This is a genomic window from Bifidobacterium sp., from assembly GCF_050874245.1.
Taxonomy (GTDB): Bacteria; Actinomycetota; Actinomycetes; order Actinomycetales; family Bifidobacteriaceae; genus Bifidobacterium.
This window is the reverse complement of the sequence record NZ_JBNMKH010000004.1, coordinates 15,946-39,872: the sequence shown is the minus strand read 5'-3', so window position 1 is coordinate 39,872 and position 23,927 is coordinate 15,946. Positions and strand designations below refer to the sequence as shown.

General features: G+C 60.4%; 20 protein-coding genes and 4 tRNA genes. 18 read left to right on the top strand and 6 right to left on the bottom strand.

Features of this window, described 5'->3' with window-relative positions:
• Positions 1–63: 63 nt before the first annotated feature.
• Complete coding sequence (gene phoU / locus ACR0P8_RS00990) at positions 64–744, bottom strand: phosphate signaling complex protein PhoU (protein ID WP_432622825.1); 681 nt, start codon at positions 742–744, stop codon at positions 64–66.
• A gap of 194 nt (positions 745–938) precedes the next feature.
• Between phoU and ACR0P8_RS00985 the strand changes: the two genes are divergently transcribed.
• A complete protein-coding gene (locus tag ACR0P8_RS00985) occupies positions 939–2,114 on the top strand; it encodes a sensor histidine kinase (RefSeq protein ID WP_432622823.1) in 1,176 nt (391 codons plus the stop codon).
• A 113-nt stretch (positions 2,115–2,227) separates the two neighbouring features.
• Here ACR0P8_RS00985 and ACR0P8_RS00980 read toward each other — a convergent pair whose 3' ends face one another.
• Both ACR0P8_RS00980 and serC read right to left on the bottom strand, forming a co-directional pair.
• Positions 2,228–2,482: a DUF2530 domain-containing protein gene (locus ACR0P8_RS00980; protein WP_432622839.1), complete on the bottom strand. Its 255-nt coding sequence runs from the start codon at positions 2,480–2,482 to the stop codon at positions 2,228–2,230.
• A gap of 31 nt (positions 2,483–2,513) precedes the next feature.
• A complete protein-coding gene (gene serC, locus ACR0P8_RS00975) occupies positions 2,514–3,656 on the bottom strand; it encodes a phosphoserine transaminase (RefSeq protein WP_432622821.1) in 1,143 nt (380 codons plus the stop codon).
• Positions 3,657–3,882: 226 nt separating this feature from the next.
• On the opposite strand from serC, the gene ACR0P8_RS00970 reads away from it, so the two are divergent.
• The 3 genes from ACR0P8_RS00970 to ACR0P8_RS00960 all read left to right on the top strand — a co-directional run bounded on the left by ACR0P8_RS00970 (position 3,883) and on the right by ACR0P8_RS00960 (position 6,844).
• Complete coding sequence (locus tag ACR0P8_RS00970; RefSeq protein ID WP_432622819.1) at positions 3,883–4,818, top strand: CHAP domain-containing protein; 936 nt, start codon at positions 3,883–3,885, stop codon at positions 4,816–4,818.
• 61 nt (positions 4,819–4,879) lie between these two features.
• Positions 4,880–5,653, top strand: a complete 774-nt coding sequence (locus tag ACR0P8_RS00965) for a C40 family peptidase (RefSeq protein WP_432622817.1) — start codon at positions 4,880–4,882, stop codon at positions 5,651–5,653.
• Between the two features lie 156 nt (positions 5,654–5,809).
• Complete coding sequence (locus ACR0P8_RS00960) at positions 5,810–6,844, top strand: universal stress protein (RefSeq protein WP_432622815.1); 1,035 nt, start codon at positions 5,810–5,812, stop codon at positions 6,842–6,844.
• A gap of 126 nt (positions 6,845–6,970) precedes the next feature.
• Here ACR0P8_RS00960 and ACR0P8_RS00955 read toward each other — a convergent pair whose 3' ends face one another.
• Complete coding sequence (locus ACR0P8_RS00955) at positions 6,971–7,384, bottom strand: OsmC family protein (RefSeq protein WP_432622813.1); 414 nt, start codon at positions 7,382–7,384, stop codon at positions 6,971–6,973.
• Between the two features lie 192 nt (positions 7,385–7,576).
• Between ACR0P8_RS00955 and ACR0P8_RS00950 the strand changes: the two genes are divergently transcribed.
• From ACR0P8_RS00950 to ACR0P8_RS00940, 3 genes are all read left to right on the top strand, one after another.
• Positions 7,577–8,449 (top strand): thymidylate synthase, encoded by an 873-nt coding sequence (locus tag ACR0P8_RS00950; protein WP_432622811.1) that lies wholly within the window; start codon positions 7,577–7,579, stop codon positions 8,447–8,449.
• Positions 8,450–8,525: 76 nt separating this feature from the next.
• The gene (locus tag ACR0P8_RS00945; RefSeq protein ID WP_432622809.1) at positions 8,526–9,191 is read left to right on the top strand and encodes a dihydrofolate reductase; all 666 of its coding nucleotides are present in this window, start codon (positions 8,526–8,528) and stop codon (positions 9,189–9,191) included.
• Between the two features lie 7 nt (positions 9,192–9,198).
• Positions 9,199–9,702 (top strand): low molecular weight protein-tyrosine-phosphatase, encoded by a 504-nt coding sequence (locus tag ACR0P8_RS00940; RefSeq protein ID WP_432622807.1) that lies wholly within the window; start codon positions 9,199–9,201, stop codon positions 9,700–9,702.
• A 641-nt stretch (positions 9,703–10,343) separates the two neighbouring features.
• Here the strand turns inward: ACR0P8_RS00940 and ACR0P8_RS00935 are convergent.
• Positions 10,344–10,420 (bottom strand) — tRNA-Asp (locus ACR0P8_RS00935).
• A gap of 234 nt (positions 10,421–10,654) precedes the next feature.
• Positions 10,655–11,665 (bottom strand): UDP-glucose 4-epimerase GalE, encoded by a 1,011-nt coding sequence (gene galE, locus ACR0P8_RS00930; protein WP_432622805.1) that lies wholly within the window; start codon positions 11,663–11,665, stop codon positions 10,655–10,657.
• 167 nt (positions 11,666–11,832) lie between these two features.
• On the opposite strand from galE, the gene trmB reads away from it, so the two are divergent.
• From trmB to ACR0P8_RS00875, 11 genes are all read left to right on the top strand, one after another.
• Positions 11,833–12,705 carry a tRNA (guanosine(46)-N7)-methyltransferase TrmB gene (trmB, locus tag ACR0P8_RS00925; RefSeq protein ID WP_432622803.1) on the top strand — a complete coding sequence of 291 codons (873 nt, stop codon included), beginning with the start codon at positions 11,833–11,835 and terminating at the stop codon, positions 12,703–12,705.
• 134 nt (positions 12,706–12,839) lie between these two features.
• Positions 12,840–12,911, top strand: a tRNA-Glu gene (locus ACR0P8_RS00920).
• Between the two features lie 25 nt (positions 12,912–12,936).
• A tRNA-Asp gene (locus ACR0P8_RS00915) sits at positions 12,937–13,010 on the top strand.
• A gap of 23 nt (positions 13,011–13,033) precedes the next feature.
• Positions 13,034–13,109, top strand: a tRNA-Phe gene (locus ACR0P8_RS00910).
• 271 nt (positions 13,110–13,380) lie between these two features.
• The gene (locus tag ACR0P8_RS00905) at positions 13,381–15,516 is read left to right on the top strand and encodes an NAD-dependent epimerase/dehydratase family protein (RefSeq protein WP_432622801.1); all 2,136 of its coding nucleotides are present in this window, start codon (positions 13,381–13,383) and stop codon (positions 15,514–15,516) included.
• Complete coding sequence (locus ACR0P8_RS00900) at positions 15,513–16,430, top strand: hypothetical protein (protein WP_432622799.1); 918 nt, start codon at positions 15,513–15,515, stop codon at positions 16,428–16,430. The genes ACR0P8_RS00905 and ACR0P8_RS00900 overlap by 4 nt, the downstream gene beginning before the upstream one ends.
• A complete protein-coding gene (locus tag ACR0P8_RS00895; RefSeq protein ID WP_432622797.1) occupies positions 16,427–18,358 on the top strand; it encodes a DUF2194 domain-containing protein in 1,932 nt (643 codons plus the stop codon). The genes ACR0P8_RS00900 and ACR0P8_RS00895 overlap by 4 nt, the downstream gene beginning before the upstream one ends.
• A complete protein-coding gene (gene pelF / locus ACR0P8_RS00890; RefSeq protein ID WP_432622795.1) occupies positions 18,355–19,773 on the top strand; it encodes a GT4 family glycosyltransferase PelF in 1,419 nt (472 codons plus the stop codon). Before ACR0P8_RS00895 ends, pelF begins: the two co-directional genes overlap by 4 nt.
• A 1-nt stretch (position 19,774) precedes the next feature.
• Positions 19,775–21,256 (top strand): exopolysaccharide Pel transporter PelG, encoded by a 1,482-nt coding sequence (gene pelG, locus ACR0P8_RS00885; RefSeq protein ID WP_432622793.1) that lies wholly within the window; start codon positions 19,775–19,777, stop codon positions 21,254–21,256.
• A 62-nt stretch (positions 21,257–21,318) separates the two neighbouring features.
• Entirely contained in the window at positions 21,319–23,094 is a 1,776-nt protein-coding gene (locus ACR0P8_RS00880; RefSeq protein WP_432622791.1) for a CotH kinase family protein, read from the top strand.
• A gap of 4 nt (positions 23,095–23,098) precedes the next feature.
• Positions 23,099–23,890, top strand: coding sequence for a polyphosphate polymerase domain-containing protein (locus ACR0P8_RS00875; RefSeq protein ID WP_432622837.1), 792 nt, complete (start codon positions 23,099–23,101; stop codon positions 23,888–23,890).
• Positions 23,891–23,927 lie beyond the last annotated feature (37 nt).

The following is a 23,927-nucleotide window of genomic DNA, read 5'->3' as shown; positions in this document are numbered from 1 at the left end:
AAGACGGTGCCCGCGGGATGCGGAAACCGTCTTTCGCGCAAAGAAGCTGCAAAAAAAGAAATGTCAGTCGATGTCGGTGCCTTCGTCGCGGGACGGCTCCTTGGACGGGTCGAAGCCGGAGACGATGAACACGACGCGGCGGGCCGCGGAGACGGCATGGTCGCCAAGACGCTCCATGAAACGGCCGATCAGCACCACGTCGATGAGCTGCTGGTTCGTGCCCGACCAGGTTTCGGACTGCGCCAGCTCGAAGGTCTTCTTGTGCAGGGCATCGAGCTTGTCGTCGTTGAGAATGATCTCCTCGGCTGTCTTGGTGTCGCGGTCGGAGAGCATGGAGACCACTTGGTCGGCCACGTTGTCCAGGAACGCCTGCATTTCCGCGAACAGCGGCTGGGCTTCGGCCGGCAGGGGAGAGACCGGATAGGTGCGGCGGGCCGCTTCGGCGATATGGCGGGCCAGATCGCCCATGCGTTCGAAGGTGGCGGCCAGTCGCAGTGTGGAGACGACCACGCGCAGGTCGGTGGCCACCGGGCTCTGCTTGGCCAGCAGTTTCACGCACTGGTCGATGACGCTGGATTCGAGGGCATCGATTTCGATGTCTCCGTCGATGACCGCCTGGGCCGCCTCGAGGTTCTGGTTGATCAACGCGTCTCCGGCGCCGTTGATCGCCTTGCGGACGTCCTGCACCATGCGGTCGAGGTCATCGGCGACAGCCTTGAGCTCTTCGTTGAAAATAACGCGCATATGCTTGCCTTTCAAATGCTTCACGTGTGTTGGTATCGGGTTCGGATATAGCCTTTTCCAAGTGTATTAGGTAAACTGCGGATCCGCATGCGTCGAACGTGTTGTTCCGTCAAAGTTCACCCGTGCGTTCACCGTGCGTTCACGAACGTGCGGCGTCGTCCATGTGCATGTCCGGGTTATGCGAGAATGAAGGCATGTTTGAATCCCTGAAGATGTGGTGGGGCGGTCTGACGCATCGCCGTGATGATGGCCGCGATGCCGATGGCGATACGCTGGACGATACGACGAACGCGTTGCTGTCCATTCTTCCGCTGGTCTCCATCGTGGTAGACGAGCATGACGAGGTGGTGCGTGCGCATCCCGACGCCTATGCCCTCGGCGTGGTGCGCGATGACGTCATCGCGGACGACACCGTGGCAAGCGCGGTGCACGAAGTGCGTTCCTACGGTGGCAAGAGGCAGTTCGATCTGACCACCACCACATTGCATTCGCCGAAAAAGGCGCCCAAGGCCGGCCGGCCATCCGTTCGTGAGGTGGCCAGACAGTCGTTGATGGGGCAATCGCAGGACAAGCCTTCCACGTCGGTGTCCCGCCCGAACTGGCTGAAGGTGATCGTCGGCAGGCTCAACGAGCGGTTCGTGGTGGTACTCGTCTCCGACGTGAGCGATACGGTCCGATTCTCCCAGGTGCGTGATTCCTTCATCGTCAACGTTTCCGAGCAGTTGCTCAAGCCGACGCAATCGTTGGAGGAGCTTGCGGGCTCTTTGGAGAACGATGGAGCCGACAAGGACGTCGTCGAGAGAAGCGCGGCCAAATTGCGCCGATCCTGCGCCCACATGAAGCATATGGTGTCCGATCTGCTGCTGCTCATCAAAGCGCAGGAACCGATTCTGCCGACGTCCGACAATCGCATCAACGTCATGGAACAGGTTGAAGCCGTCGCCGACGCGCATCGACAGGCCGCACGGCAGCGGGGAATCGACATCGAGGTCAATGGCGACGGATCGCTGGAGGTCAACGGTGACGGCGAGCAGATCCAAACCGCGATCGCGAAACTGCTCGAGAATGCCATCGCCTATTCCCCGGATGGCAAGGGCGTGACCGTGTCCGTGAAGCCGGACGAGGATGGTTCGCAGGTGCTGATCAGCGTGATCGACCGCGGTTGCGGCATCGAGAGAAAGGAGCAGGACCGTATTTTCGAGCGGTTCTACCGTGGTGGTAATCAGAACGAGCGTTCCGGCGACGGCGTCGGACTGGGGCTCGCCATCGTCAAGCATGTGGCGTTGACCCACCATGGGTCGGCTTCCGTGTGGAGCGCTCCCGGACAGGGCAGCACGTTCACGTTGACGTTGCCTGCCGCCCGTGGTTGAGGGTGATGGAAGGCTATGGAAATACGATTGGGCCGCTTGCCGAGCACTGTGGCAAGCGGCCCAATCGGTTCTTTTCGCGTTCGGCTGAACTACCGGTCAGTTGAACGGAGGAATCATTCTCCGAGTCGGCGGTAATCCCACCGGTCGAAATGCTCCCAGACCAGCATGAGCACGCCGACCACCGTGCCGGCGGCGCACATGGTCTGCGCACGTTCCACGTTGATTCCGATGGCCAGCAGAATCATGCAGACCACCAAGGCGATGGCCCACAAGGCGGTGCCGAACGTGAACACCTTCCGCAGATCGACGCGGACCGGCTTCGGTGATGGCCTACGCACGCTTGGATCGATAATCGGAGCGAGTTTCAGTTTCATGGGGAGTCTCACCTCGCGTTCCGGGTCACAGATGCTCGACCACGTAATCGACGCACTTCGTGAGCGCCTCGACGTCGCTTGGCTCCACTGAAGGGAATACGCCGATACGCAGCTGGTTGCGGCCGAGCTTGCGGTAGCCGTTAGTGTCCACGATGCCGTTCTCGCGCAGCGCCGCGACCACCTGGGACGCGTTGACGTTCTCGTCGAGGTCGATGGTGACCACGGCGTTGGAACGCGCGTTCTTGTCGGAGACGAAGGGCTGCGCATAGTCGGATTTCTCCGCCCACTGATACAGCAGGGACGCGGAACGGGCGCAGCGTGCCGTGGCCCAGGCGAGTCCGCCGTTGTCGTTGAGCCAGCGCACCTGGTTCTCCAGCATGACCAGCGTGGCCACGGCCGGAGTGTTCAGCGTCTGGTCCTTCCGGGAGTTCTCGATGGCGGAGGTCAGGGAGAGGAACGGAGGAATCCAACGGCGTGCGCCCGGAAGCTTGACGCTTTTCGCGATGCCGTAGGCGCGGTCGATCGCGGCTGGGGACAGCACGGCGATCCACAGGCCGCCGTCGGAGCCGAATGCCTTCTGTGGGGAGAAGTAGTAGGCGTCGGTCTGGCTGATGTCCACGTCAAGCGCGCCGGCGCCGCTGGTGGCGTCGATAAGGGTCAGCGCGCCCTGCTCTTGGGAGCCTTCGATGCGCTTGACCGGAGCCGCCACGCCGGTGGAGGTCTCGTTGTGCGCCCAGCAGTAGGCGTCCACGTATTCGGTGAGCTCCGGCAGACGATATGTGCCCGGCTCGCCCTCGAAGATCTCCGGATCCTCGAGGAAGGGCGCGGACTGCGCGGATTTGGCGAACTTCGCGCTGAAGGAGCCGTATGCGCCGAACGCGGCCTTGCGGGTGATGAGCGAGGCGCAGGCGATGTCCCAGAACGCGCTGGCGCCGCCGTTGCCGAGAACCACCTCATAGCCGTCGGGGATCTGGAAGAAGTTCGACAGTCCCTCTCGGATGGAGCCGACCACCTGCTTGACCGGGGTCTGACGGTGGGAGGTTCCCAGAAGATTGCGCGCGCCCGCGTCGAGCGCCTGAACCTGCTCCGGGCGGATCTTGCTCGGTCCCGAGCCGAAGCGTCCGTCCTCGGGAAGCAAATCGGAAGGAATGTTCATAGTGTTCGTCATGGTTCCATAGGGTAGTCAGATGGTCGGATTGCATGGTGGCGCGTTCATTTTCCGAACTTTTCGCCATGAAATGCGGGGAAAACGACAGGAATGCGCTCCTGCAATGTGGGGAATATGCCTTACGTTAATCCCTATGTCGGTGTAGCCTGTGGTATTGTGTGACGGTTCTGTAATTGCACAGCCATAAGTTGATGCGATTTCTTAATCCGCAAGGAGTGATTGATATATGAGACATGCGGCGCATAAGGCTGCCAAGGCTTCGAGCGCGCGTTTCAGCGTTTCCAAGGCGCTGTTCACGTCAAGCCGTGGTTCCCATACCGCCAAGGCGGTGCGCATGGCGCAGCTGGCGGATGGCGGCGCAGTGGTAGGTCTTGCTCCGGAAGTGGTGGAAAAGCTCAACGAGGTGGCTCCGATGAGCCGCCGTGCCATGCGTGAGGCTGCCAAAGCGGCTTCCCGCAAATCCACGTTGGTGACGTCCGCGTCCCTGGCCGCTCTTGTCGGTACCGCGGCGACCGCTTTGGCATTCAGCCAGCAGAACGCCTCCCGTCTGGTGCTTGCTGACGATGGCGTTGAGACCACGCAGATCAAACGCGTGTCGGATGGTGCCGCCTCCCGTTCCGAGGACCGTGCCGCGCTCAAGGAATCCTCAACCAGTAACAACGGTGGTTGGCAGCTGGGTGAGACCAGCTCCTCCATGGATGCCAGCCTGCTGTCCAAGTCCCTCGCCGACAATCCGAACGTCGCGGTGCTGATGGATCAGGACAGCTCCATCCTGCCCGCGGGTTTCAATCCGAACCACGCCACTGGCGAGGACGGCAGCGGCTATCCGTACGGCCAGTGCACCTGGTGGGCCTACACCCGTAGGCACCAGCTAGGACTGCCGGTCGGAAGCCATTTCGGCAATGCCCGTGATTGGGGCACATCCGCGAAGGCCTTGGGCTATTGGGTGGACGGAACCCCTCGTCATGTCGGCGACGTCATCGTGTTCGCCCCGGGACAGCAGGGCGCGGACGCCGATTACGGACATGTGGCGATCGTCGAGAAGATCAATGCCGACGGTTCCATTGAAATCTCGGAATCGAACGTGAAAGGTCTTGGAGTAATCTCCAACAGGACCTTCAGCGCGGACGCCGCGTCGAAACTGACCTACATCCATTACTGAATCGTCAGCCATATCAGTGGCCCATCGTCCCTGTATGGGGGACGCGGTATCATCGGCAGTGATGAAGAGCATTAAATTATTTCCTTTGATTACTGTGCTCGCCGCGGCTTCTCTTGCTTTCGTCGGCGTGGCTCCTACCGCTATGGCCGCAAGTGACGCGACGCGGCAGGAAGCCGTCGTCGCGACCCGTTCCTTCCCGAAGACCAACGCCGTGAGGAAGAACATCCTCGCGGAATCCACTTCCACCCAAGTCGAATCCGGTTCGGATTGGGGCGGAGTGGAAAGCCTGAACGTCCCGCAGACGAAGTCGCAGGCCGAGAAGGATCAGGAAGCGGCTGATCAGAAGGCCCAGGAAGAGGAGCAGGCTCGAGCCCAGGCCCAAGCTCAGGCTCAGTCCCAGGCCGCGAACCGTTCCGAAAGCCGTTCCGCTTTGAGCACGGGATCCGCTACTACGTCATCGGCCACCGGCATCCCCGCTGCGCCGGCCACCGCCACTGGCCAGGCCCTCGCCCAGTATGCGCTTCAATTCCAAGGCTATCCGTATGTCGCTGGAGGCAACCAGCCATCCGGTTGGGACTGCTCCGGTTTCGTGCAGTGGGTGTTCTCCCAGTTTGGTGTGAGCCTTCCCCATTACTCCGGCGCGCAGATGAGCGTCGGCTCCCCGGTGGGCAGCATCGCGGACGCCGCTCCCGGAGACATTATCGTCAATTCGCAGCATGCCGCCATCTACATCGGCAACGGCATGGTCATCAACGCGTTGAACCCCGCGCAGGGAACCCAGGTCACTTCGTTGGCGGTGTTCACCAGCAGCTATGTGATTCGCCGCGTGCTGTGAACCGGCTTTTGCGCTGAGGGCGTATCCCACATGGGATACGCCCTTTTTGTTTGTTTTTCCCGCGTCGTTACGCGCAAATCGCATGTCGCGCGGTATTGTGGAACGTAGGTGCAACGCACAGTCGCGTTGCCGCGATGTGATTCAAGGAGGTCGCTCATGATTAATGACAAGGCAATCCTCGTTGGTGTTGATGGATCCCACGCCAGCTATAAAGCTACGTGGTGGGCAGCGAATTACGCGAAGCATGCCGGACTGACGCTGCAGATCGTCTGCGCGTACTCGTTGCCAAGCTATGCCGCGGTCTCGTTCGATGCCACATACACGGCCATGGGGGATGACAACGCGGCCCATAACGACGCTCAGGAGATTCTGTCGAAGGCCAAGGCCATCGCCGACGAACAGGGCGTCGAGGCGTCGACGTTGATCGTTACGGGAGACCCGGCATCCGTGTTCGTCGAACTGTCGCGCAACTACAACCTCATCGTCATCGGCAACCGTGGCAAGGGCGGTCTGGCCGAACGTCTGCTGGGCACTACCAGCTCCAGCCTGCCGGCATACGCGTATTGCCCCATCGTCGTGGTGCCGTACACCGACGACGAAGGCAATCTGATGCACCTGAACAACACCATCACCAAGGTCGCCGTCGGTTCCGACGAATCCAAGTGGGGTCTGAAGGCTTTGGAGATTGCAGCCTCGTTCGCCGATTCCTGGGGTGCCGAGCTGGATGTCATCTCCGCGGTTCCCAACATGAAGGGTTCCGAGGACGAAGGCGTCATGGCCTCCTACAAGGAGGACCTCGATGTGCGCATCAAGCCGTTCGAAGAGGCTCATCCGAATCTTAAGATCAACAAGCAGATTGTGCCGGGCCCGGCGATTGGAGCGTTGACCAAGGCCAGCTTCGATCATGACGTCGTTGTGGTCGGCTCCCGTGGCCGTGGCGGCTTCACCGGTCTGCTGCTCGGCTCCACCAGCCAGGGCCTGCTGCAGCACGCGGCCGGTCCGGTGTATGTGGTGCCGCGCAAGTATGTGGAGGCCGCGGAAAGCCGTCTCGACACTGCGCCGAGCTCGCCTGCCGACATCAAGCCGAAGGCGATCGACGAGATCAAGGGCGTCGAGGAAGTGCCGGTCAAGAAGGCCGAGCCGGAGGTCGCCGAAGCCATCGAGACGAAGATTGATCCGGAACGCCAGTGACATCATGGTAAACGCCTGAAAATCATAGAAAAACGAAGGGGCGGTTGCGAATCCCAGCTGGGAATCGCAACCGCCCCTTCGTATGCGTATGCGCGTTCGTTCGTGCGAACGTCGCGGAAACGTGCGTCAGTGCTTGACGGTGACGTTCATGCGGACCGGCGTCGGCTCGACGTACGTGTGCTTGACCGTGCAGCCCTTCTCGATATGGCGGCTGACGCGATCGGCGAGCTTCTCGGCGTCCTCATCGCTCAGACCGGCGTCGGTGGCGTCGACGACCACCTGCTCGTCGAATCCGATATAGGCGTCGCTATCGGCGTCATAGGTGCCGTCCACCACGATTTTGGCGCCCTTGCCCTCGCCCAGCGTGTGCTCGACGGCGAACTGGCTGGACAGCGCGGCGCAACCAGCCAGCGCGACCTTCATCAGATCGCCCGGCGTGAACTGCCCGCGGCCCTTGCCGAACTTGATATGCGCGCCGTCATCGCTGAACGCGTCCCAGGAACCGTCTTTGTTGCGCTCTACCCACAGTCTCTTGCCCATGGAAACTCCTCATGTCCTATGGCGCGCCATTCGCGCCGACCATGTTCCAATCTAGCGTATCGCCATGGAATCGGAGGAACGCGTTCCGCATTGCGTAAGGGCCCATTTGCAAGGCTCCGTCCGTAAGACTCCGGCCGATTCGACGAAACCATCGGCAAAACGGCTCCATGGCTGTGTATAGACTGAACGGTTATGGCTTTGACTTCCGAACAACTCGCAGACATCCGCACCCGCATCCCCGCACGCCCGGAAACCGACATTCCGATGCCCTACGAGGACCTGGTGCGCAAGATCCTCATGGAAGGCACGCTGAAATCCGACCGCACCGGCACCGGCACCATCTCCCTGTTCGGCCAGCAGATGCGCTTCGACCTCAAGGACAGCTTCCCGCTGCTCACCACAAAGACCGTGTTCTTCAAAGGTCTGGCATATGAGCTGCTGTGGTTCCTCAAGGGCTCCACGAACGTGCGCTGGCTGCAGGAGCACAACGTGCACATCTGGGACGAATGGGCCGACGAGAACGGCGATCTGGGACCGGTGTACGGCGCGCAATGGCGTAGCTGGCCCGCTCCGACGCCGGACGATCCGAACCGCACCATCGACCAGATCTCGAATGTGCTCGACCTGATCAGAAACCATCCCGATTCCCGCCGTATGGTGGTCTCCGCATGGAACCCCGCGGAAGTGGAGAAGATGGCGTTGCCGCCATGCCATGCGCTGTTCCAGTTCTACGTGGCCGACGGGCGCCTGAGCTGCCAGCTGTACCAGCGTTCCTGCGACATGTTCCTCGGAGTGCCGTTCAACATCGCCTCCTATTCGCTGCTGACCCTCATGATGGCGCAGCAGACGAACCTCGAACCGGGCGAATTCGTCTGGACCGGCGGCGACTGCCACGTCTACGACAACCACATCGACCAGGTGCTGGAGCAGCTGGGACGCACGCCGTACCCGTATCCGAAGATTCGCATCAACAAGGCCGATTCGCTGTTCGACTACGATTACGACGATTTCGAAATCGTGGATTACCGGCATCATCCGACCATCAAGGCGCCGGTGGCGGTCTGAAACGATCTCCCCGTTTGGCGAGTCTTCGCCAAACGTTAGACTACTGACTCTAGTTCGACTTCAAGGAGTGAGTGAAATGGAGCACGACAGTAGCCGTAGTGGCTATCACGAACCCGAGCCCGGACTTGCCGGGCGTGAAGAAGAAGAGGATTGGGGTGACGATTTTCCCAAGACCTTTTCGGTGAATCTGATTTGGGCACAGGCCTGTGACAAGGAAGGTCACGACGGTGCCATCGGATTCGAAGGCGGCATGCCATGGCATCTGCCTGAGGACATGAGGCGTTTCACGGAACTGACCGTCTCCCATCCGGTCATCATGGGTCGCAGGACGTGGGAGTCGCTGAGTCCGAAATTCCGTCCGCTGCCGAATCGCGACAACATCGTGGTCTCACATGACCCGTCCTATTGCGCGCCGGGCGCCACCGTGGTGGATTCTCTGGAGGACGCGCTGGACCTGGCCCGTCAGGAGGCCATTCCGGACGACGGCCTCGACCGTAGCGAAATCTGGATCATCGGCGGATCGCAGATATTCCGGGAAGCCATGCCATTCGCGGACAAGGCGTATGTGACGCAGATCAGCATGCACGTGGACGCCGACACCTACGCGCCGGACATCCACGCGCTGGTCGAATCCGGCGTATGGCGTGTGGCCGAGGAAGGCACGTGGATGAAGACGCGGAAGGGGAGCGACGACATCGAAGGCTTCCGTTTCGTGACGTACGAGAAGAATCGCAAGGAGTAAATTTTCCATGTATACCGTGATGACCGTGTGCACGGGCAACATCTGCCGTTCTCCCATGGCCGAGATCATTCTGCGCGCCGAATTCGAGCGCCGCGGACTGGACGACAGGGTCGACGTCGAATCCAGCGGCGTCAGCGACGAGGAATACGGCAACCCGATCGACCGTCGCGCGGTCAAGGTGCTGAAGGAACGCGGCTATGAGCTTCCTGCGCATCATTTCGCGCATCGCATCACCCGCGACGAGATCGAACGCACCGACCTGTTCCTGCCGATGACCGCTTCGCATATGCGCGCATTGCTTCGCCAGCTTCCGCAGGGCAAGCGTGCGCAGGTGCATATGTACCGCAGCTTCGACCCGAATCTGCCCAAGCCGTCCGCGGGACGTGAGGACGAGATCGATCTGGTGGACCCGTGGTATGGCGGACCGCGCGAATTCGAAGTGGCGATCGACCAAATCGAAGAGGTTGCGCCATATATCGTCGATTGGGTCGAAAAGCAGTTGCAGAACTGAATTTCTTTATTGCGATTGCGGCATGTCTGTATTGCAGGCATGCCGTTTTTGTTTGTTGCGTTTGGTGGAATGTGAGATATTTGCTTTTCGTGGTGTCCGGTGGAGGCCGGCATATGCATTAACGACACGCTCCGGGCCGCTCGGGCCGAGTCTTTACGGTCTTATAACGCATATGCCGGCCTCCACCTCGCTTTGCGGGGTATTTCAACTTTTTCTGCGGTGTCCGGTGGGCGGCCGGATATACGTTGACGGCACACTCACAGGCTGAGCCGTTAAATCGGCAACCCAGTGGGTTGCCGATAGGCGAAGTGAGCAGCTATGCTGCGAAGGATGCATGCAATGCATCACGGCCAAGCTTACGGCCTTACAACGTATATCCGGCCGCCCACCTCGTTTTGGGGATTTCTATAGATTTGTGCGTGGTTCGTGTCGGCACATGCATTAACACGTGCTCCGGGCCGCTTAGGCTGAGTCTTTACGGTCTTATAACGCATGTGCCGGCCTCCACCTCGCTTTGCGGGGTATTTCTGCTTTTCCGCGGTGATTGTTTCGTTTTTGGGATGCGTTGCAGCGGCGTGTAATGGCGCGGGGAAGGAGGGGGGAGGAAAAGAAAAACCCCAGCGGGTTGGGCTGGGGTTTGGTGGCGACCACGGCCGGACTTGAACCGGTGACCTCCGCCGTGACAGGGCGGCGCTCTAACCAACTGAGCTACGCGGCCGTTGTTTCAATCTTGCGACTGACAACAGATAAAAATATTACGGCAAAATCGTCATCATGCAAATTACGGCGTGTCACGGCCGTCGGAATCGTTCATTGCAGGCAATCGAAAAAGTGCCGAGGACATGAAAAGCCGTCTTGCATAAGGGAAAACTCCCATGCAAGACGGCTTCTCATCGTATTTTCAGCGCACTGCCGTGTATTGACGTCGGCGCTGACAATCAATCGCGGAAAACTAGTCTTCCTGCTTCCAGGTGTCGACGTCGATGTGGTGCTCCGGATTGGCCTGCCATGCGGCCCAAGCGGACTTCACGATGTCCTCGACGTTGTACTTGGCGTGCCAGCCCATCTCCTCGTTGATGCGCTTCGGGGAGCCGATCAGGTGCGGCGGATCGCCTGCACGGCGGGCCATGACGGTCTCCTTGAACGGCAGGCCGGTGACCTTCTTGACCTCGTCGACAATCTGGCGTACGGAGGTGCCCTCGCCGGTGCCGACATTGAACGCATCGTACTTGCGCTCGTCGCGGTCCAGATACTTCAGGGCGGCGATGTGCGCGTCGGCCAGATCGGACACGTGGATGTAGTCGCGCACGCAGGTGCCGTCCGGGGTCGGATAGTCGTCGCCGAAGATAGCGGGGGCCTTGCCCTGCTTGAGGCGGTTGAACAGCATCGGGATGAGGTTCAGGATGGCCGGATCCTCAAGCTCCACCGGGCCGCAGCCGGCCACGTTGAAGTAGCGCAGACCGCAGAAACGGATGCCGTATGGCTCTTCGCATGCGCGGGCCATCCACTCGCCGAACAGCTTGGTCTGTCCGTACGGGTTGATCGGCAGCATCGGCACGACGTCCTCTGGGACCACATCGACCGGCGGCACGCCGTAGGTGGCGGCGGAGGAGGAGAAGACGAGCTTCTTGGCGCCGGAATCGCGCATGCCGATGAGCACGTTGAGCATGCCGTTGATGTTCTGCTGGTAGTACCACAGCGGCTTCTCGACGGATTCGCCGACCTGCTTGCGGGCGGCGAAGTGGATTACGGAGTCGACGCCTTCGGCCTTCATGATCTCCGCAAGGCGCTCACCGGCGCCCGGAGCGGCGATATCCATGCCGTACAGGCGGGATCCTTCGATACGGGTGGGCTTGCCGTAGCTCAGATCGTCGACGACAACGACCTTTTCACCGGCCTGATGAAGCGCGTGGACGACATGGGCGCCGATGTAACCGCACCCACCAGTGACGAGAACTGTCATGTTCTGGCCTTTCCTCCAAATGAGCTCCGGGATGCAATAGTTGGTGAAAACGTCAACCATTGTTCACTTTTGCTCGAGTTTGTTACCTTTTGAACAATTTGAGTATAACACGCGAACACGAACGCACATAATCGATTCGCTCCTGTGTTTCCTCTATAAATTAGGGTATGCAACAAGACGAAAACACGCCGATTGATGGCCATGAAACAGACGAAAACGTACGGAATGCGCAGGCGGCCGCCGACGGCAGGCCAGTGCTGTACGGCCGCAAAGTGCTGTCCTTCGTGCGTCGTTCCGCCCGGCTCGACGCGCGCCTGCAGCGCGCATGGGACGCCTATGCCGACACCTACCTGCTGAAGATCAACGCGGGCGAGGGGTCGCTCGATGTGCGCGACGGATTCGTATTCGACCAAGCCTATATCCGCGAGACCTGGGGCAACGGCAATCCGTTGATCGTGGAAATCGGTTCGGGCCAAGGCGAGAACGTCGTGGCCGCGGCGGCCTCGCATCCGGAAACCAATTTCCTCGCGCTGGAGGTCTACGACCCGGGCGTGGCCCACACGATGCTGCTGGCCGGCAAGCAGGGCCTTGAGAACCTACGCATCGCCCAGGTCAACGCCCCTGAGCTGTTCAAAGCCGCCGCGGATGGATCGATCGCCGAAGTGTGGACGTTCTTCCCCGATCCGTGGCCGAAGATGCGTCACCACAAGCGTCGCATCGTGCAGTCGGAGCTCGCCGCGGACATCCACCGCACGCTGGCCGAGGGCGGGGTGTGGCGCATCGCCACCGATATCGAGGATTACGCATTGCACGTCCATGAGGTCATGGATGGCTTGGAAGGCTTCCGCAACGACGGCACGCTCACTGTGAGCCTGCCCGTCGAGCATGTCGGCAAGGGCAATGCGGACGAGGCCGCCGCGTTGCGACACGCCGATTTCGTCGAATCGGAGCGATTCGACGGTCGTGTTCTCACCAATTTCGAGAAGAAGGGGCTTGCCGCCAATCGTGTGATCCACGATTTCACCTATCGTCGCGTGTGACCCTGCAAGGCGTGTGATTCCAATGGTTTCCAGCGTTTTTCGCCTTGTTGCGCCGCGTCGCGACACGCCGTGATTTGCATGTCGGGCTGAATCGCGTATAGTAGGTCAAGTTGTCAAGCGGAAACGCTGAAAGCGCCCCCTTCGTCTAACGGTTAGGACACCAGACTTTCAATCTGACAACGAGAGTTCGACTCTCTCAGGGGGTACTTGCCTTGGTAACAAGGTGGCAATGGCCGCGTAGCTCAGTTGGTTAGAGCGCCGCCCTGTCACGGCGGAGGTCACCGGTTCAAGTCCGGCCGTGGTCGCTCGAACAACGCAAGTTGTTCATGGCTCTGTAGCTCAGTTGGTAGAGCGAACGACTGAAAATCGTTAGGTCAGCGGATCGATGCCGCTCGGAGCCACCATTTGAAGCCCGCGAAAGCGGGCTTTTTCTTTTTCTCATGACGATTCTCCTGTTTTTACCGTTCTTCGGCATCGCGTGTGATGTATGGCATTGCCAAGGAATGGTCATATCCGCGTGGGGGCATTCGGACGGTGGGGGATGACGTCGGAAAGCGTTGTCCCGTCAAGGAATACACTGAAATGACATATGGTTGAAATCGCGGGGATGTACCTTGTTTGAGGACCCCCTCGCGTGGGGGTAAGCACTTTCCTGGGGGCAAGTTGGAAGTACTGTTGGCCGGAAACACGGGTTTCGTGACGGAACAGTGGATAGAGCATGCCTTCGCCGAGGACCGCGTCGTCGTCGCCCGCAAGGATGCCGGCAGCCTCTCAGGCGGCAGGATCACCACCATCGATCTGGAGAACGACGCGGATTCCGAAACCGTTCTTTCGTCCTATCGTTTCGATCGCATCGTCTATTTTTTCGAAAGCCTGACCCTGCACAGCGACAGCGACGGCAATCTCGGCCGGTTGCGGGGCGTCCTGCATGCCACGCGTGACATTGCAGCCCAAGTGCTGCTTGTCACGGGACCGGAATCGGAATTCACCCATGCGGGGAACGACGAAGCCCGCGAGACCAGCAAAAGCCTGATGTCGCGAGCGGGTGAGGAACTGGGCCGCTATTACGCGCAAACCTATGCCATGAGCGTCAAAATCGTGCGTTGCCCATACCTGTACGAACCACATCACGTCGACGCATCCTCATATCTCGACGGACTGTTCGAACATGCTTCCGAAGGGAAGATCGAGTTCTGCGAACGTCCGGAACAGGAAGCGTATTTCCTGTGTGCGGACGATCTGGCGGAGCTCGTCAGACGCATATACGACGATTGGACCACGGCATACGAGGTGCTCCACGTTCCCAATGCGTTCCACCCGACATTCCGCGATTTCGCGCAGGCCATCGCGAACGGATTCCCGGAAGCCAAAATCAGATACGGCGCCGATGCGCCATATGGCTATCCGGATGACGACGGCGTGCTGCGCCGACGGTACGGCTGGAGTCCACGCTACAGCGTGGTCGACGATCTGCCCATGGCCATCGACACTTGGCGCCAAGCCAAGGAGAAACACGATAGACGCGCCGAACACCGCTTCTGGCAGAGGCTGCAGCGGCATTCCCGGATTCTGGGCGCGGTCGAGATCGTCGTCGCGGCGATACTGGTCGAATGGCTGGTGGTCGCCACTTCCGGACAATCGCAGATCAGCCAGATCGACTTCCGTATGCTGTATGTCGTCATCGCCGGCACCATCTACGGACTGAACGCGGGCGTGTTCGCGGCCGCCCTGGCCTGCATGGGAGTGCTGTTCGAATATTCGCGCAACGGCGCCTCGTTCCTGCCTCTGCTGTACGACCCGACCAACTGGCTCACGTTCGTCGCGTATCTGATCGTGGGCGCGGTGTGCGGATACGTGCGCATGCGCAACCAGGAGCACGTCAGGTTCGTACGTGACGAGAACGACCTGCTGCGTGAGCGGCTGACGTTCCTGCGGGGACTGTACCAGGGCGTGCTCGACGACCGCACCATGCTGCGCAGACAGATCCTCGGCAGGCGAGACAGCTTCGGCAAGATGTACGAGATGACGCGCAGGCTCGACGAGGTGCAGCCGCAGAAGATATACCGCACGGCCATCCAGATCATGCAGGACACGTTGGAGACCGATTGCCTGGGCATCTACCGGTTGGACGAATCGCAACGTTTCGCGCGTCTGGTCGCCGCGAGCCCGCAGGAGGAGGCCATACTGCCGAAATCGGCCGACGTGGCGGCATACGACAAGGTGATGCGGGACATCGAAGCCAAAGGCCTGTGGGTCAACCGCGAACTGGACGGGAACCTGCCCATGTACGCGGCGGGAGTGCGCGAACACGGGCGCATCGGCGTGGTTATCGTCATACGAAAAGCCGCCGCCGACCAGATGAACCTGTACTACCGCAACCTGTTCCTGATCATCTGCGGCTTGGTCGAATCCGCCATGACCCGCGCGTTCGAATACGAGCACGCGGCACGCCAGTCCATGCTGGTTCCCGGAACATCATTGCTGAACTGGCCGTCGTTCCGCGAGAAGCTGCGCGCCGCGGTCGAACTGGGCAATGACCGCATGGGATCGCATCTGCTGCTGATCGTGACGGACCAATACCCCGAAGCGGGCGATTTCAACGAACGAATCATCAGGTCGATCCGCGAGACGGACGACGCCGGCGTGCTCGCCGATGGCAGCGTGTGCCTGCTCATGAACCAGGCCGGTGAGCGTGAACTGCCCATCGTCAGCGCGCGACTCGCCCGCAATGGCCTCAATGTGCGGAACGTGGACGCCCAGAGCGAAGCCGACCTGCTCGCCGAACCGGATGCGGACGGGGAAGCGTCATGACCGTCATGACCATCGTGGCCATCATCGCCGTGCTGCTCCATCTGCTGGTCTGCCTGATACTGTGGCTGCTGATTCGTTTCGACGTGCTGGAAGTGAAGGGAACCTTCCTGCCGTTCATGCTGCTCGTGCCGGTCTGGGGGCCGCTATGCACGGTACTGCTGCACACCCGCAACACCGTGCTCGGCAAGCGGCTGGCCGCCCCCACACTGGAACGCATGCGCGTTGAGGACCAGGAGCGGCGCAGCGTGCTGGTGGAGGACCGCAGCGCGATCGCCGACACGGTCCCGCTCGAGGAGGCGCTCATCGTCGACACGCCGAAGCAGAAACGAAGCCTCATGCTGTCCATCCTCAATGAGAATCCCAGCAGATACATCGGTCTGCTGCAGCAGGCCCGATTGAACGAGGACGCCGAAGTCGTGCATTACGCGGCGACCGCCATGGCCCAGATCTCCAAGAAGGAGGACATGCGCCTGCGTCAGCTGGAACGCGCGTACGAGGCGGACCCCACGTCGGACAAGGCACTCGCCGAATACTGCGACTACGTCGGCGAATATCTCGCCTCGGGTCTGGTGCAAGGACACGCACGGCAGATGCAGCGGCAGAAGTACGCCGAGCTGCTCGCCTTGCGGTTGGAACGACGATTTGATGACGGCGTGGCACGTGCGTTGGCACGCGTGCGCATCGACCTGGGCGATGAGACCGGCGCGCGATCCGTCATCGACGAGCTGCTGGCGCGCGATCCGGAATCCGGTGACGCGTGGCTGCTGCGGCTTTCGCTGGAAGCCTCCCGACAGGACGGCAAGGCGGTCGCCGAGGCGGTGGACGAGATACGGCGCAGACATGTGTATCTGGGCGCCGAAGGACGTCAGACGCTGCGTTTCTGGACCGATGACGGGGCGGGTGAGGCCGCATGAGGATGAGGACATTCTGGAAGCATTTCCGCTGGCGCTCGCTGGTCAGGGTATGGGCCGTGTTCATGGCGATGGCCATGGTGCTGTTCGCCGAAAGCATGGGGCTGCATTACGGGGCCACCACCATCAAGCTGCATTACCTTGACAGGAATAAGGCGATTCCCGAACGCAACGCGATGGCCGACGTCAAACCACGCAACCTGATGCTGATCGACAGCTCGCAGGATGGCGTGTCCGACGCCGTCGACATGTTCGACCGGATATTCCTGGACATGAAGGTGGGCACCACCGTCGTGGATGTCGCCCAAACGCCGGCCTCGGCGCTGCCGTCGTTCTCCAAATACGACACGGTCGTCGTGGCGATGCCCGTGCTGGATCCTTTGGGAGATGGGCTGAGCCGGCTGATGGCATGGGTGAAGCGCGGCGGCAACGTGATGTTCGCCATGACGCCATCCAAAACCGGATACTTCGATGCGATCAGCCAGAGCATCGGCGTGGACGCCACATCGGGCGACTACAAAATGACGAAAAGCATCATTCCCGACCCGGATTTCATGCTTGGCGGCGGCGAGACGTACAAGATCACCGACCCCTTCGAATCGTCCATGGCCGTAAGCCTGTCCGACAAGGCGACGGTGGAGGCGGTCAGCGGGTCGGGCCATGTCCCGCTGATTTGGCGCGCCGCCACAGGCAAAGGCACGTCCGTGGTATGCAACATCGGCATCTACGGCAAGGTGATGCGCGGCTTCTACGCGTCGGCGTACAGCCTGCTCGGCGATGCCGCCGCCTACCCGGTCATCAACGGCGCCGCCTTCTATCTTGACGATTTTCCGTCACCGGTGCCTTCCGGCAACGGCAAGTACATCAAGCGCGACTACAACATGAGCATCGCGGAATTCTATTCGCGCGTCTGGTGGCCGGACCTGACCAAGCTCGCGGAACGCTACGGCATACGCTTCACCGGCGTGATGATCGAAAACTACGGCGACGATACGCATGACGCGCCCGTACGGCAATCGGACGACAGCCAATTCGTCTATTTCGGTGGTTTGTTGCTCAAACAGAACGGCGAAATCGGCTATCACGGCTACAACCATCAGCCGCTGGTGTTGCCGAATACCGATTACGGGAACGAATACGATTACGTGCAATGGCCGAGCCGCAAGGCCATGGCGGATTCGCTCAAGGAGCTCATCGCGTTCCAGAAGGAGGTGCTGCCCGCTGCGATCGGCTCCGTGTACGTGCCGCCGTCCAACGTCATGTCGAGCGAGGGGCGCGCCGTCATCGGACGCAGCGTGCCGCAGATCCGCACCGTGGCCAGCACTTATCTGCCGGATGGCAGCCACCTGCCGTATGTGCAGGAATTCGGTGTCGCCTCCGATGGCGTGGTTGAGGAGCCGCGCATCGTGTCGGGAAGCATGGTGGGCGACAGCTACATGCGCATGGCCGCGGTGTCCGAATTGAACATGCATTTCGTCAGCACGCATTTCATGCATCCTGACGACCTGCTCGATCCCGACCGAGGCGCGGCCGAAGGATGGGCCGTCTACAGGAATGGCTTCGAACGGTATCTGCGATGGCTGGAGAAGTCGGCACCGTCGATTCGCATGCAGACCGGTTCCGAAACGGCGGCTGCAATCCAGCGCTATTCCGGATTGACGGTCGATCTGAAGACGCACCAGCGGGATTGGACACTCGCCTTGGGCAATTTCACCGATGAGGCCTGGCTGATGTTCCGCGCCAACGATGGCGTGCCCGGCGTGGTGAAAGGCGGTTCCATCACTCATCTCACTGGTGACCTGTATCTGCTCAAGGCCACATCCGACACCGTCCGCATCGAACGCAAGCAGGGACATGCGGCAACGGCCCAGGCCATGGCGCGGAACAACGGAACCGCCGTCGCCGGACATGTGAGGAAGGAGCGGTCATGAGGATCTGCCTGGTGCTGGAAGGATGCTATCCCTACGTGCATGGCGGTGTCTCGACATGGATGCACAGCTACATCACCGCAATGCCCGAGCATGAGTTCGTGCTGTGGGTCATCGGGGCCAAGGCCGAGGACCGCGGCAAATTCGTGTACGATCTGCCGTCCAATGTGGTCGAGGTGCACGAGGTGTTCCTCGATGACGCGTTGCGGCTGCGCGGCGGAGCGAGTGAAGTGAGTTTCAACGAACGCGAGCTCAATGCGCTGGAGGAGTTGGTGAACCTTGGTCACCCCGACTGGGATGTGCTGTTCAACCTGTTCCAGGTCAGGAAGGTGCACCCGCTGTCCTTCCTGCAAAGCAGGGAGTTCATCGACCTGTTCACCAGGATCTGTCTGCGGGAGTATCCGTATGTCGCCTACGCAGACGCGTTCCACACCGTCCGTTCGATGCTGCTGCCGGTGCTGTATCTCATGAGCGGCGAGGTCCCGCAGGCGCAGATCTACCATGCGATTTCCACCGGCTATGGCGGACTGCTGGCCTGCCTGGGCGGAAGCATCAACCACAAGCCGGTGCTGCTGACCGAACATGGCATCTACACGCGTGAACGTGAGGAGGAGATCATCTCCGCCGAATGGGTGGAGCCGTCGTTCCGCCCGCGCTGGATCCGCTTCTTCGCCATGCTGTCCGAGGAGATCTATCGTCGCGCATGGAAGGTGACCAGCCTGTTCGGCAACGCCCGGCTGACGCAGATCGACATGGGCGCCCCCGCATCCAAATGCATGGTCATTCCCAACGGCATCCAATACGAGCGTTTCTGCGACATCCCGTTCAAACCCGACGATGGCTGGGTCGACATCGGGGCAGTGATCCGCCTCGCTCCGATTAAGGATGTGAAGACACTGATCTACGCCTTCTACGAGCTGACATCGCATGTGGACCACGTGCGGTTGCACATCCTCGGCGGCGTGGACGACGAGGAGTATGCGAGGGAATGCTACGACCTGGTCGACCAGCTGGAAGTGAAGAACCTTGAATTCACCGGACGTGTCGACGTGACGCAATACATGCGAAAACTCGATTTCACGGTGCTGACCAGCATTTCGGAAGGCCAGCCGCTGTCCGTGCTCGAATCGTTCGCCGCCGCACGCCCCTGCGTCACCACGGAGGTCGGATGCTGCAGGGAACTGCTGGAAGGCGCTCCGGGAGACGATCTCGGTATCGCCGGATACTGCGTGCCTCCCATGTATCGTGAAGGGTTGAGCAAGGCGATGGAACGTATGTGCGCGAGCCGTAGACGCCGCGAGGAGATGGGGCTCGTAGGCCGTGAACGGGTGAACCGCTACTACCGGCACGGACGCATGCTGGAACAATACCGGCAGCTGTACGTCGACACCGCCCAGGCGCACTCATTGGAGCAATAGCATGGCGGGAATCGGATTCGAACTCAAAAAGCTGTTCCACCGACACGGTCTGGTCGCCATGGCGCGCGCCTACGGATACGCGGGCATCATCTGCTCCGGACCGATGCTGCTGGGCATCCTCCTGCAATTCGGCGTGCTCGCGGTGAGCGGATGGTGGCATGTGGCGAGGAGCCAGCAGGACCTGCTGGTATGCATGGTCACGTACACGTTGCTCGCCTCGCTGGTGCTGACCAGCTTCTTCTCCATGCCGGTCACGCGTTTCCTGGCGGATATGATCTTCGAGCATCGCGAACAGACCATCCTGCCATCGTTCTGGGGGTCGAACGCCCTCATGCTGATGCTGGGAACCGTGCTGTACGGCATATTCCTCGTTTTCTCGGGGGCGACGCTTCTGCAGGGGTTGCTCTGCCTATGGTTGTTCACGGAAATGGTCGTCAACTGGAATGCCATGAGCTATCTGACGGCCATCAAGGATTACAAAAGCATCCTGTATTCGTTCATGGCCGCCGTCGTGGCCGCGTTCCTGACGGCCTGCGCGGCGCTCGCGCTCGGCGTGCCGCCTGTGGAGGGACTGCTGCTGGCCGTGGCGTTCGGCTACGGCGTCATGCTGCTGTGGGATGTGATCCTGCTGAACCGGTATTTCCCGCAAAGCGATGAGGATCCCTGGGCCTTCCTGCGTTGGGTCGACCGGTTCATGCCGTTGGCGCTTACTGGATTGGCCACCACAATCGGACTGTTCTCCCATCTGATCATCACATGGATGGGGCCGCTTGGCGTGCATGTCAAAGGACTGTTCTACGGCGCGCCCTACTATGATGTGCCCGCGTTACTGGCTTTCCTGACCATCCTGGTCACCACCATCAATTTCGTGGTGTCGGTGGAGGTGAACTTCTATCCGAAATACCGCGAATACTACAGTCTGCTCAACGATGGCGGCACCGTCAAGGACATCGTCACCGCGGAGAAGGAGATGCTGTCGGTATTGGTCAGGGAGCTGCACTACACCGCGTTGAAGCAGCTGTTCGTCACCGCCGTGGTCATCTCCTTGGAGAAGTCCGTGCTCGGACTGCTGCCGTTGGGATTCAACGATATGATGCACGGCTATTTCCGTACGCTGTGCGTCGGCTACGCGCTGTATGCGGTCGGCAATACGGTGATGATGATCCTGCTGTATTTCACCGATTATCGGGGAGCGCTGGTCAGCGCGGCGACGTTCGCGGTCCTGACGACGGTGCTGTCCGCGGTCGGGCAGCTGCTGCCCGCCACACTGTACGGTTTCGGTTTCCTGCTGGGCTCCTCCGTGTTTCTGCTGCTTGCCGTGGTCAGATTGGATATGTATACCGGCAATCTCCCCTACCATGTGTTGGGGGAGCAGCCCATGGTGGCCCGGCACCGTGAGGGACGGTTCGCCAGACTCGGCCGGCGGCTCGGGCTATGGGATGGAAGACTTACCAGGGCGATGCGCGGAGGACGACGGAAATGAGGGGCTTCATGCATAATGCACGATGGTTCGCGCGTGGTTTCGAGACATTGAGGAGGACGGGTATGCGTATGACGACGTTCCGCAGGGCGGTTTCGACGCTGCTGGTGGCGGCTTTGGCCGTGTGCTGCGCGGGATGCGGAAGCCGGCAGGAATCGAATGGCGGCTCCGCTTCGAAATCGACGCAGCGTCAGGTCGTCAAATCGAAGACGCACGGCATCGACGGCACCCACCTGCGCGACAACGAATCGTTGTACAAAGTGTACGATGACAGCGGCGTGGAGACCATGTACCTGACGGTGTCCCGGGGCAACAGTTCCGAAGGTACGGACCACAGCTGGAGCGAGATCAACCAGTATTCCGTGGACGACTACGACGCGATGGGCGTGGACCGGTACAAGGTCAACGGCCTGCTGCAGGTCGGCGACGACAAAGGTCCCGTGCAGGGACAGCTGGGCTACGGCGAATCCGCGCCGAACGCGACCGTGCAGGTGCGCGGACAGTCGTCAAGCTCCAACGTGCAGAAGAACTACAAGATCGAATTGAAAAAAGGCAAGGGCGAATGGCGCGGCCAACGCACCATCGCGCTCAACAAGCATATGGGCGAGGGGCTGCGTTTCCGCAATAAGATGGCCTACGACCTGATCCGCGGCATCGACCAGATGATGGGATTGCGCACCCAGTTCGTGCACCTGTACGTCAAGGACGAGACCTCGGGCTCGAAGACCTTCGACGACTATGGCCTGTACACGCAGGTGGAGCAGCTGAACAAAACCGCCTTGCAGGCCCATGGACTCGACAAGAACGGACAGCTGTACAAGGTCAACTATTTCGAGTTCTACCGGGACAAGGACGTGATCAAACTCACCGACGATCCGACCTTCGACCGGAAGAAATTCGAGGAGAAGCTCGAGATCAAGGGCGATGACGACAACAGCAAGCTCATCGCCATGCTCAACGATCTCAACGACTACTCGATTCCCATGGACACGATCCTCGACAAGCACTTCGATGTGGAGAACCTCTCCTATTGGATGGCGTTCCAGATACTGACGGGCAACACGGACACGCAGAACCGCAACATGTATCTGTACAGTCCGCAGAATTCCGACACGTGGTACGTGTTGGACTGGGATAACGACGGCATGCTTATGCGCAAGGAACGCGAGATCATGAATTCGAGCGACGGCTTGAGCTGGGAACGTGGCGTCAGCAACTATTGGGGCAACGTGCTGTTCAAACGCTGCCTGCAGACCAAGACGTTCCGCAAAGCGCTCGACAAGGCCATCAGAAGCGAATACGCCTACATGAGCGCCAATCGCATCAACACCATGGTGAGGCATTACCGTTCCATCGTCGAACAGTACGTGTGGAACATGCCCGACTCCATGCACGAGCCGCTGGTGAAGTCGGATTACAATACGGTCGCCAACCAGTTGCACGACGAGATCGTCGACAACTACCGGAACTACTGGACGAGCTGGAAGAAGCCGATGCCGTTCTTCATCGGAACCCCATCCAACGCGAACGGCAAACTCAAGCTGACTTGGGATCCGTCCTACGATTTCAACAACGAAGACCTGCGCTACGACGTGCAGGTGGCCAAGGACTACGACTTCAAGGACGTGGTCTTCCATGCCAGCGACCTGGCGCTTCCTGAAGCGGTGACGGACATGCCCCAGGCCGGCCAGTATTTCGTCAAGGTGAGCGCCACGAACTCCTCCGGACGCTCCCAGGACGCGTTCGACTACTACGTCACGGACGAAGGCAAGCACTACGGCATCAAATGCTTCTATGTGCGCGACGATGGCAGCATCGTGGAGGACGCCAATGCGCGGTGACGACATGATCGCCCGTCTGCGTGACGGCATCGATTGGTTCCTCGCGCCGCCCGCGCGCACGACGGGGGAACGGTACCGGCATGAGCTGAAATACCTGATTTCCTACGGGCAGAAGGCCGATCTGAACGTGCGCATGGCGCCGTTGCTCGATCGGGACAGCCATGCGCGGAACGGCAGTTATCTGATTCGCAGCCTGTATTTCGACGATTACTGGAACACGGCGTACCAGGAGAAGGTCGATGGTGTGTTGCTGCGCAAGAAATACCGCATCCGCATCTACGACTACAGCGACGCCGTCATCAAACTGGAACGCAAACGCAAGAGCGACAGTTGGATATACAAGGAGGACGCGCCGCTGACGCATGATGAGTTCGACCGCATCCTGAACGGCGACTACGGATTCCTCAAAGACAGTCCGCACCAGCTCTGCCGTGAGTTCTACGTCGAATGCGTCAGCAACATGATGCGTCCCCGGGTGATCGTGGACTACGACCGTGAGCCGTGGATACTGCAGGCCGGCACCGTGCGCGTCACCTTCGACATGGGCGTGCGCGCCGCAGTCGGCGGATACGACATCTTCGACAGGACCTTGCCGACGATACCGGTGCTCGAACCGGGCAAGCTGGTGATGGAGGTCAAGTTCACGGAATTCCTGCCGCAGTTCGTCCGCGACCTGCTGCCCGGCAAGGCCCACGAGCTGACGGCCGTTTCGAAATACGTGCTGGCCTACGACAAGACCTCGTATCTGAGAAGCGCCGAATATTGGAAGGAAAGCTGGGCGACGGCGACATGCTGAACCCGGAACCATGCGCGGCCGGTCTCCTCGGCAGAAC

Coding starts and splice junctions, on each gene's coding strand:
- phoU (WP_432622825.1), bottom strand. CDS start 744: ATGCGCGTTATTTTCAACGAAGAGCTCAAGGCTGTCGCCGATGACCTC.
- ACR0P8_RS00985 (WP_432622823.1), top strand. CDS start 939: ATGTTTGAATCCCTGAAGATGTGGTGGGGCGGTCTGACGCATCGCCGT.
- serC (WP_432622821.1), bottom strand. CDS start 3,656: ATGACGAACACTATGAACATTCCTTCCGATTTGCTTCCCGAGGACGGA.
- ACR0P8_RS00970 (WP_432622819.1), top strand. CDS start 3,883: ATGAGACATGCGGCGCATAAGGCTGCCAAGGCTTCGAGCGCGCGTTTC.
- ACR0P8_RS00965 (WP_432622817.1), top strand. CDS start 4,880: ATGAAGAGCATTAAATTATTTCCTTTGATTACTGTGCTCGCCGCGGCT.
- ACR0P8_RS00960 (WP_432622815.1), top strand. CDS start 5,810: ATGATTAATGACAAGGCAATCCTCGTTGGTGTTGATGGATCCCACGCC.
- ACR0P8_RS00955 (WP_432622813.1), bottom strand. CDS start 7,384: ATGGGCAAGAGACTGTGGGTAGAGCGCAACAAAGACGGTTCCTGGGAC.
- ACR0P8_RS00950 (WP_432622811.1), top strand. CDS start 7,577: ATGGCTTTGACTTCCGAACAACTCGCAGACATCCGCACCCGCATCCCC.
- ACR0P8_RS00945 (WP_432622809.1), top strand. CDS start 8,526: ATGGAGCACGACAGTAGCCGTAGTGGCTATCACGAACCCGAGCCCGGA.
- ACR0P8_RS00940 (WP_432622807.1), top strand. CDS start 9,199: ATGTATACCGTGATGACCGTGTGCACGGGCAACATCTGCCGTTCTCCC.
- galE (WP_432622805.1), bottom strand. CDS start 11,665: ATGACAGTTCTCGTCACTGGTGGGTGCGGTTACATCGGCGCCCATGTC.
- trmB (WP_432622803.1), top strand. CDS start 11,833: ATGCAACAAGACGAAAACACGCCGATTGATGGCCATGAAACAGACGAA.
- ACR0P8_RS00900 (WP_432622799.1), top strand. CDS start 15,513: ATGACCGTCATGACCATCGTGGCCATCATCGCCGTGCTGCTCCATCTG.
- ACR0P8_RS00895 (WP_432622797.1), top strand. CDS start 16,427: ATGAGGATGAGGACATTCTGGAAGCATTTCCGCTGGCGCTCGCTGGTC.
- pelF (WP_432622795.1), top strand. CDS start 18,355: ATGAGGATCTGCCTGGTGCTGGAAGGATGCTATCCCTACGTGCATGGC.
- pelG (WP_432622793.1), top strand. CDS start 19,775: ATGGCGGGAATCGGATTCGAACTCAAAAAGCTGTTCCACCGACACGGT.
- ACR0P8_RS00880 (WP_432622791.1), top strand. CDS start 21,319: ATGCGTATGACGACGTTCCGCAGGGCGGTTTCGACGCTGCTGGTGGCG.
- ACR0P8_RS00875 (WP_432622837.1), top strand. CDS start 23,099: ATGATCGCCCGTCTGCGTGACGGCATCGATTGGTTCCTCGCGCCGCCC.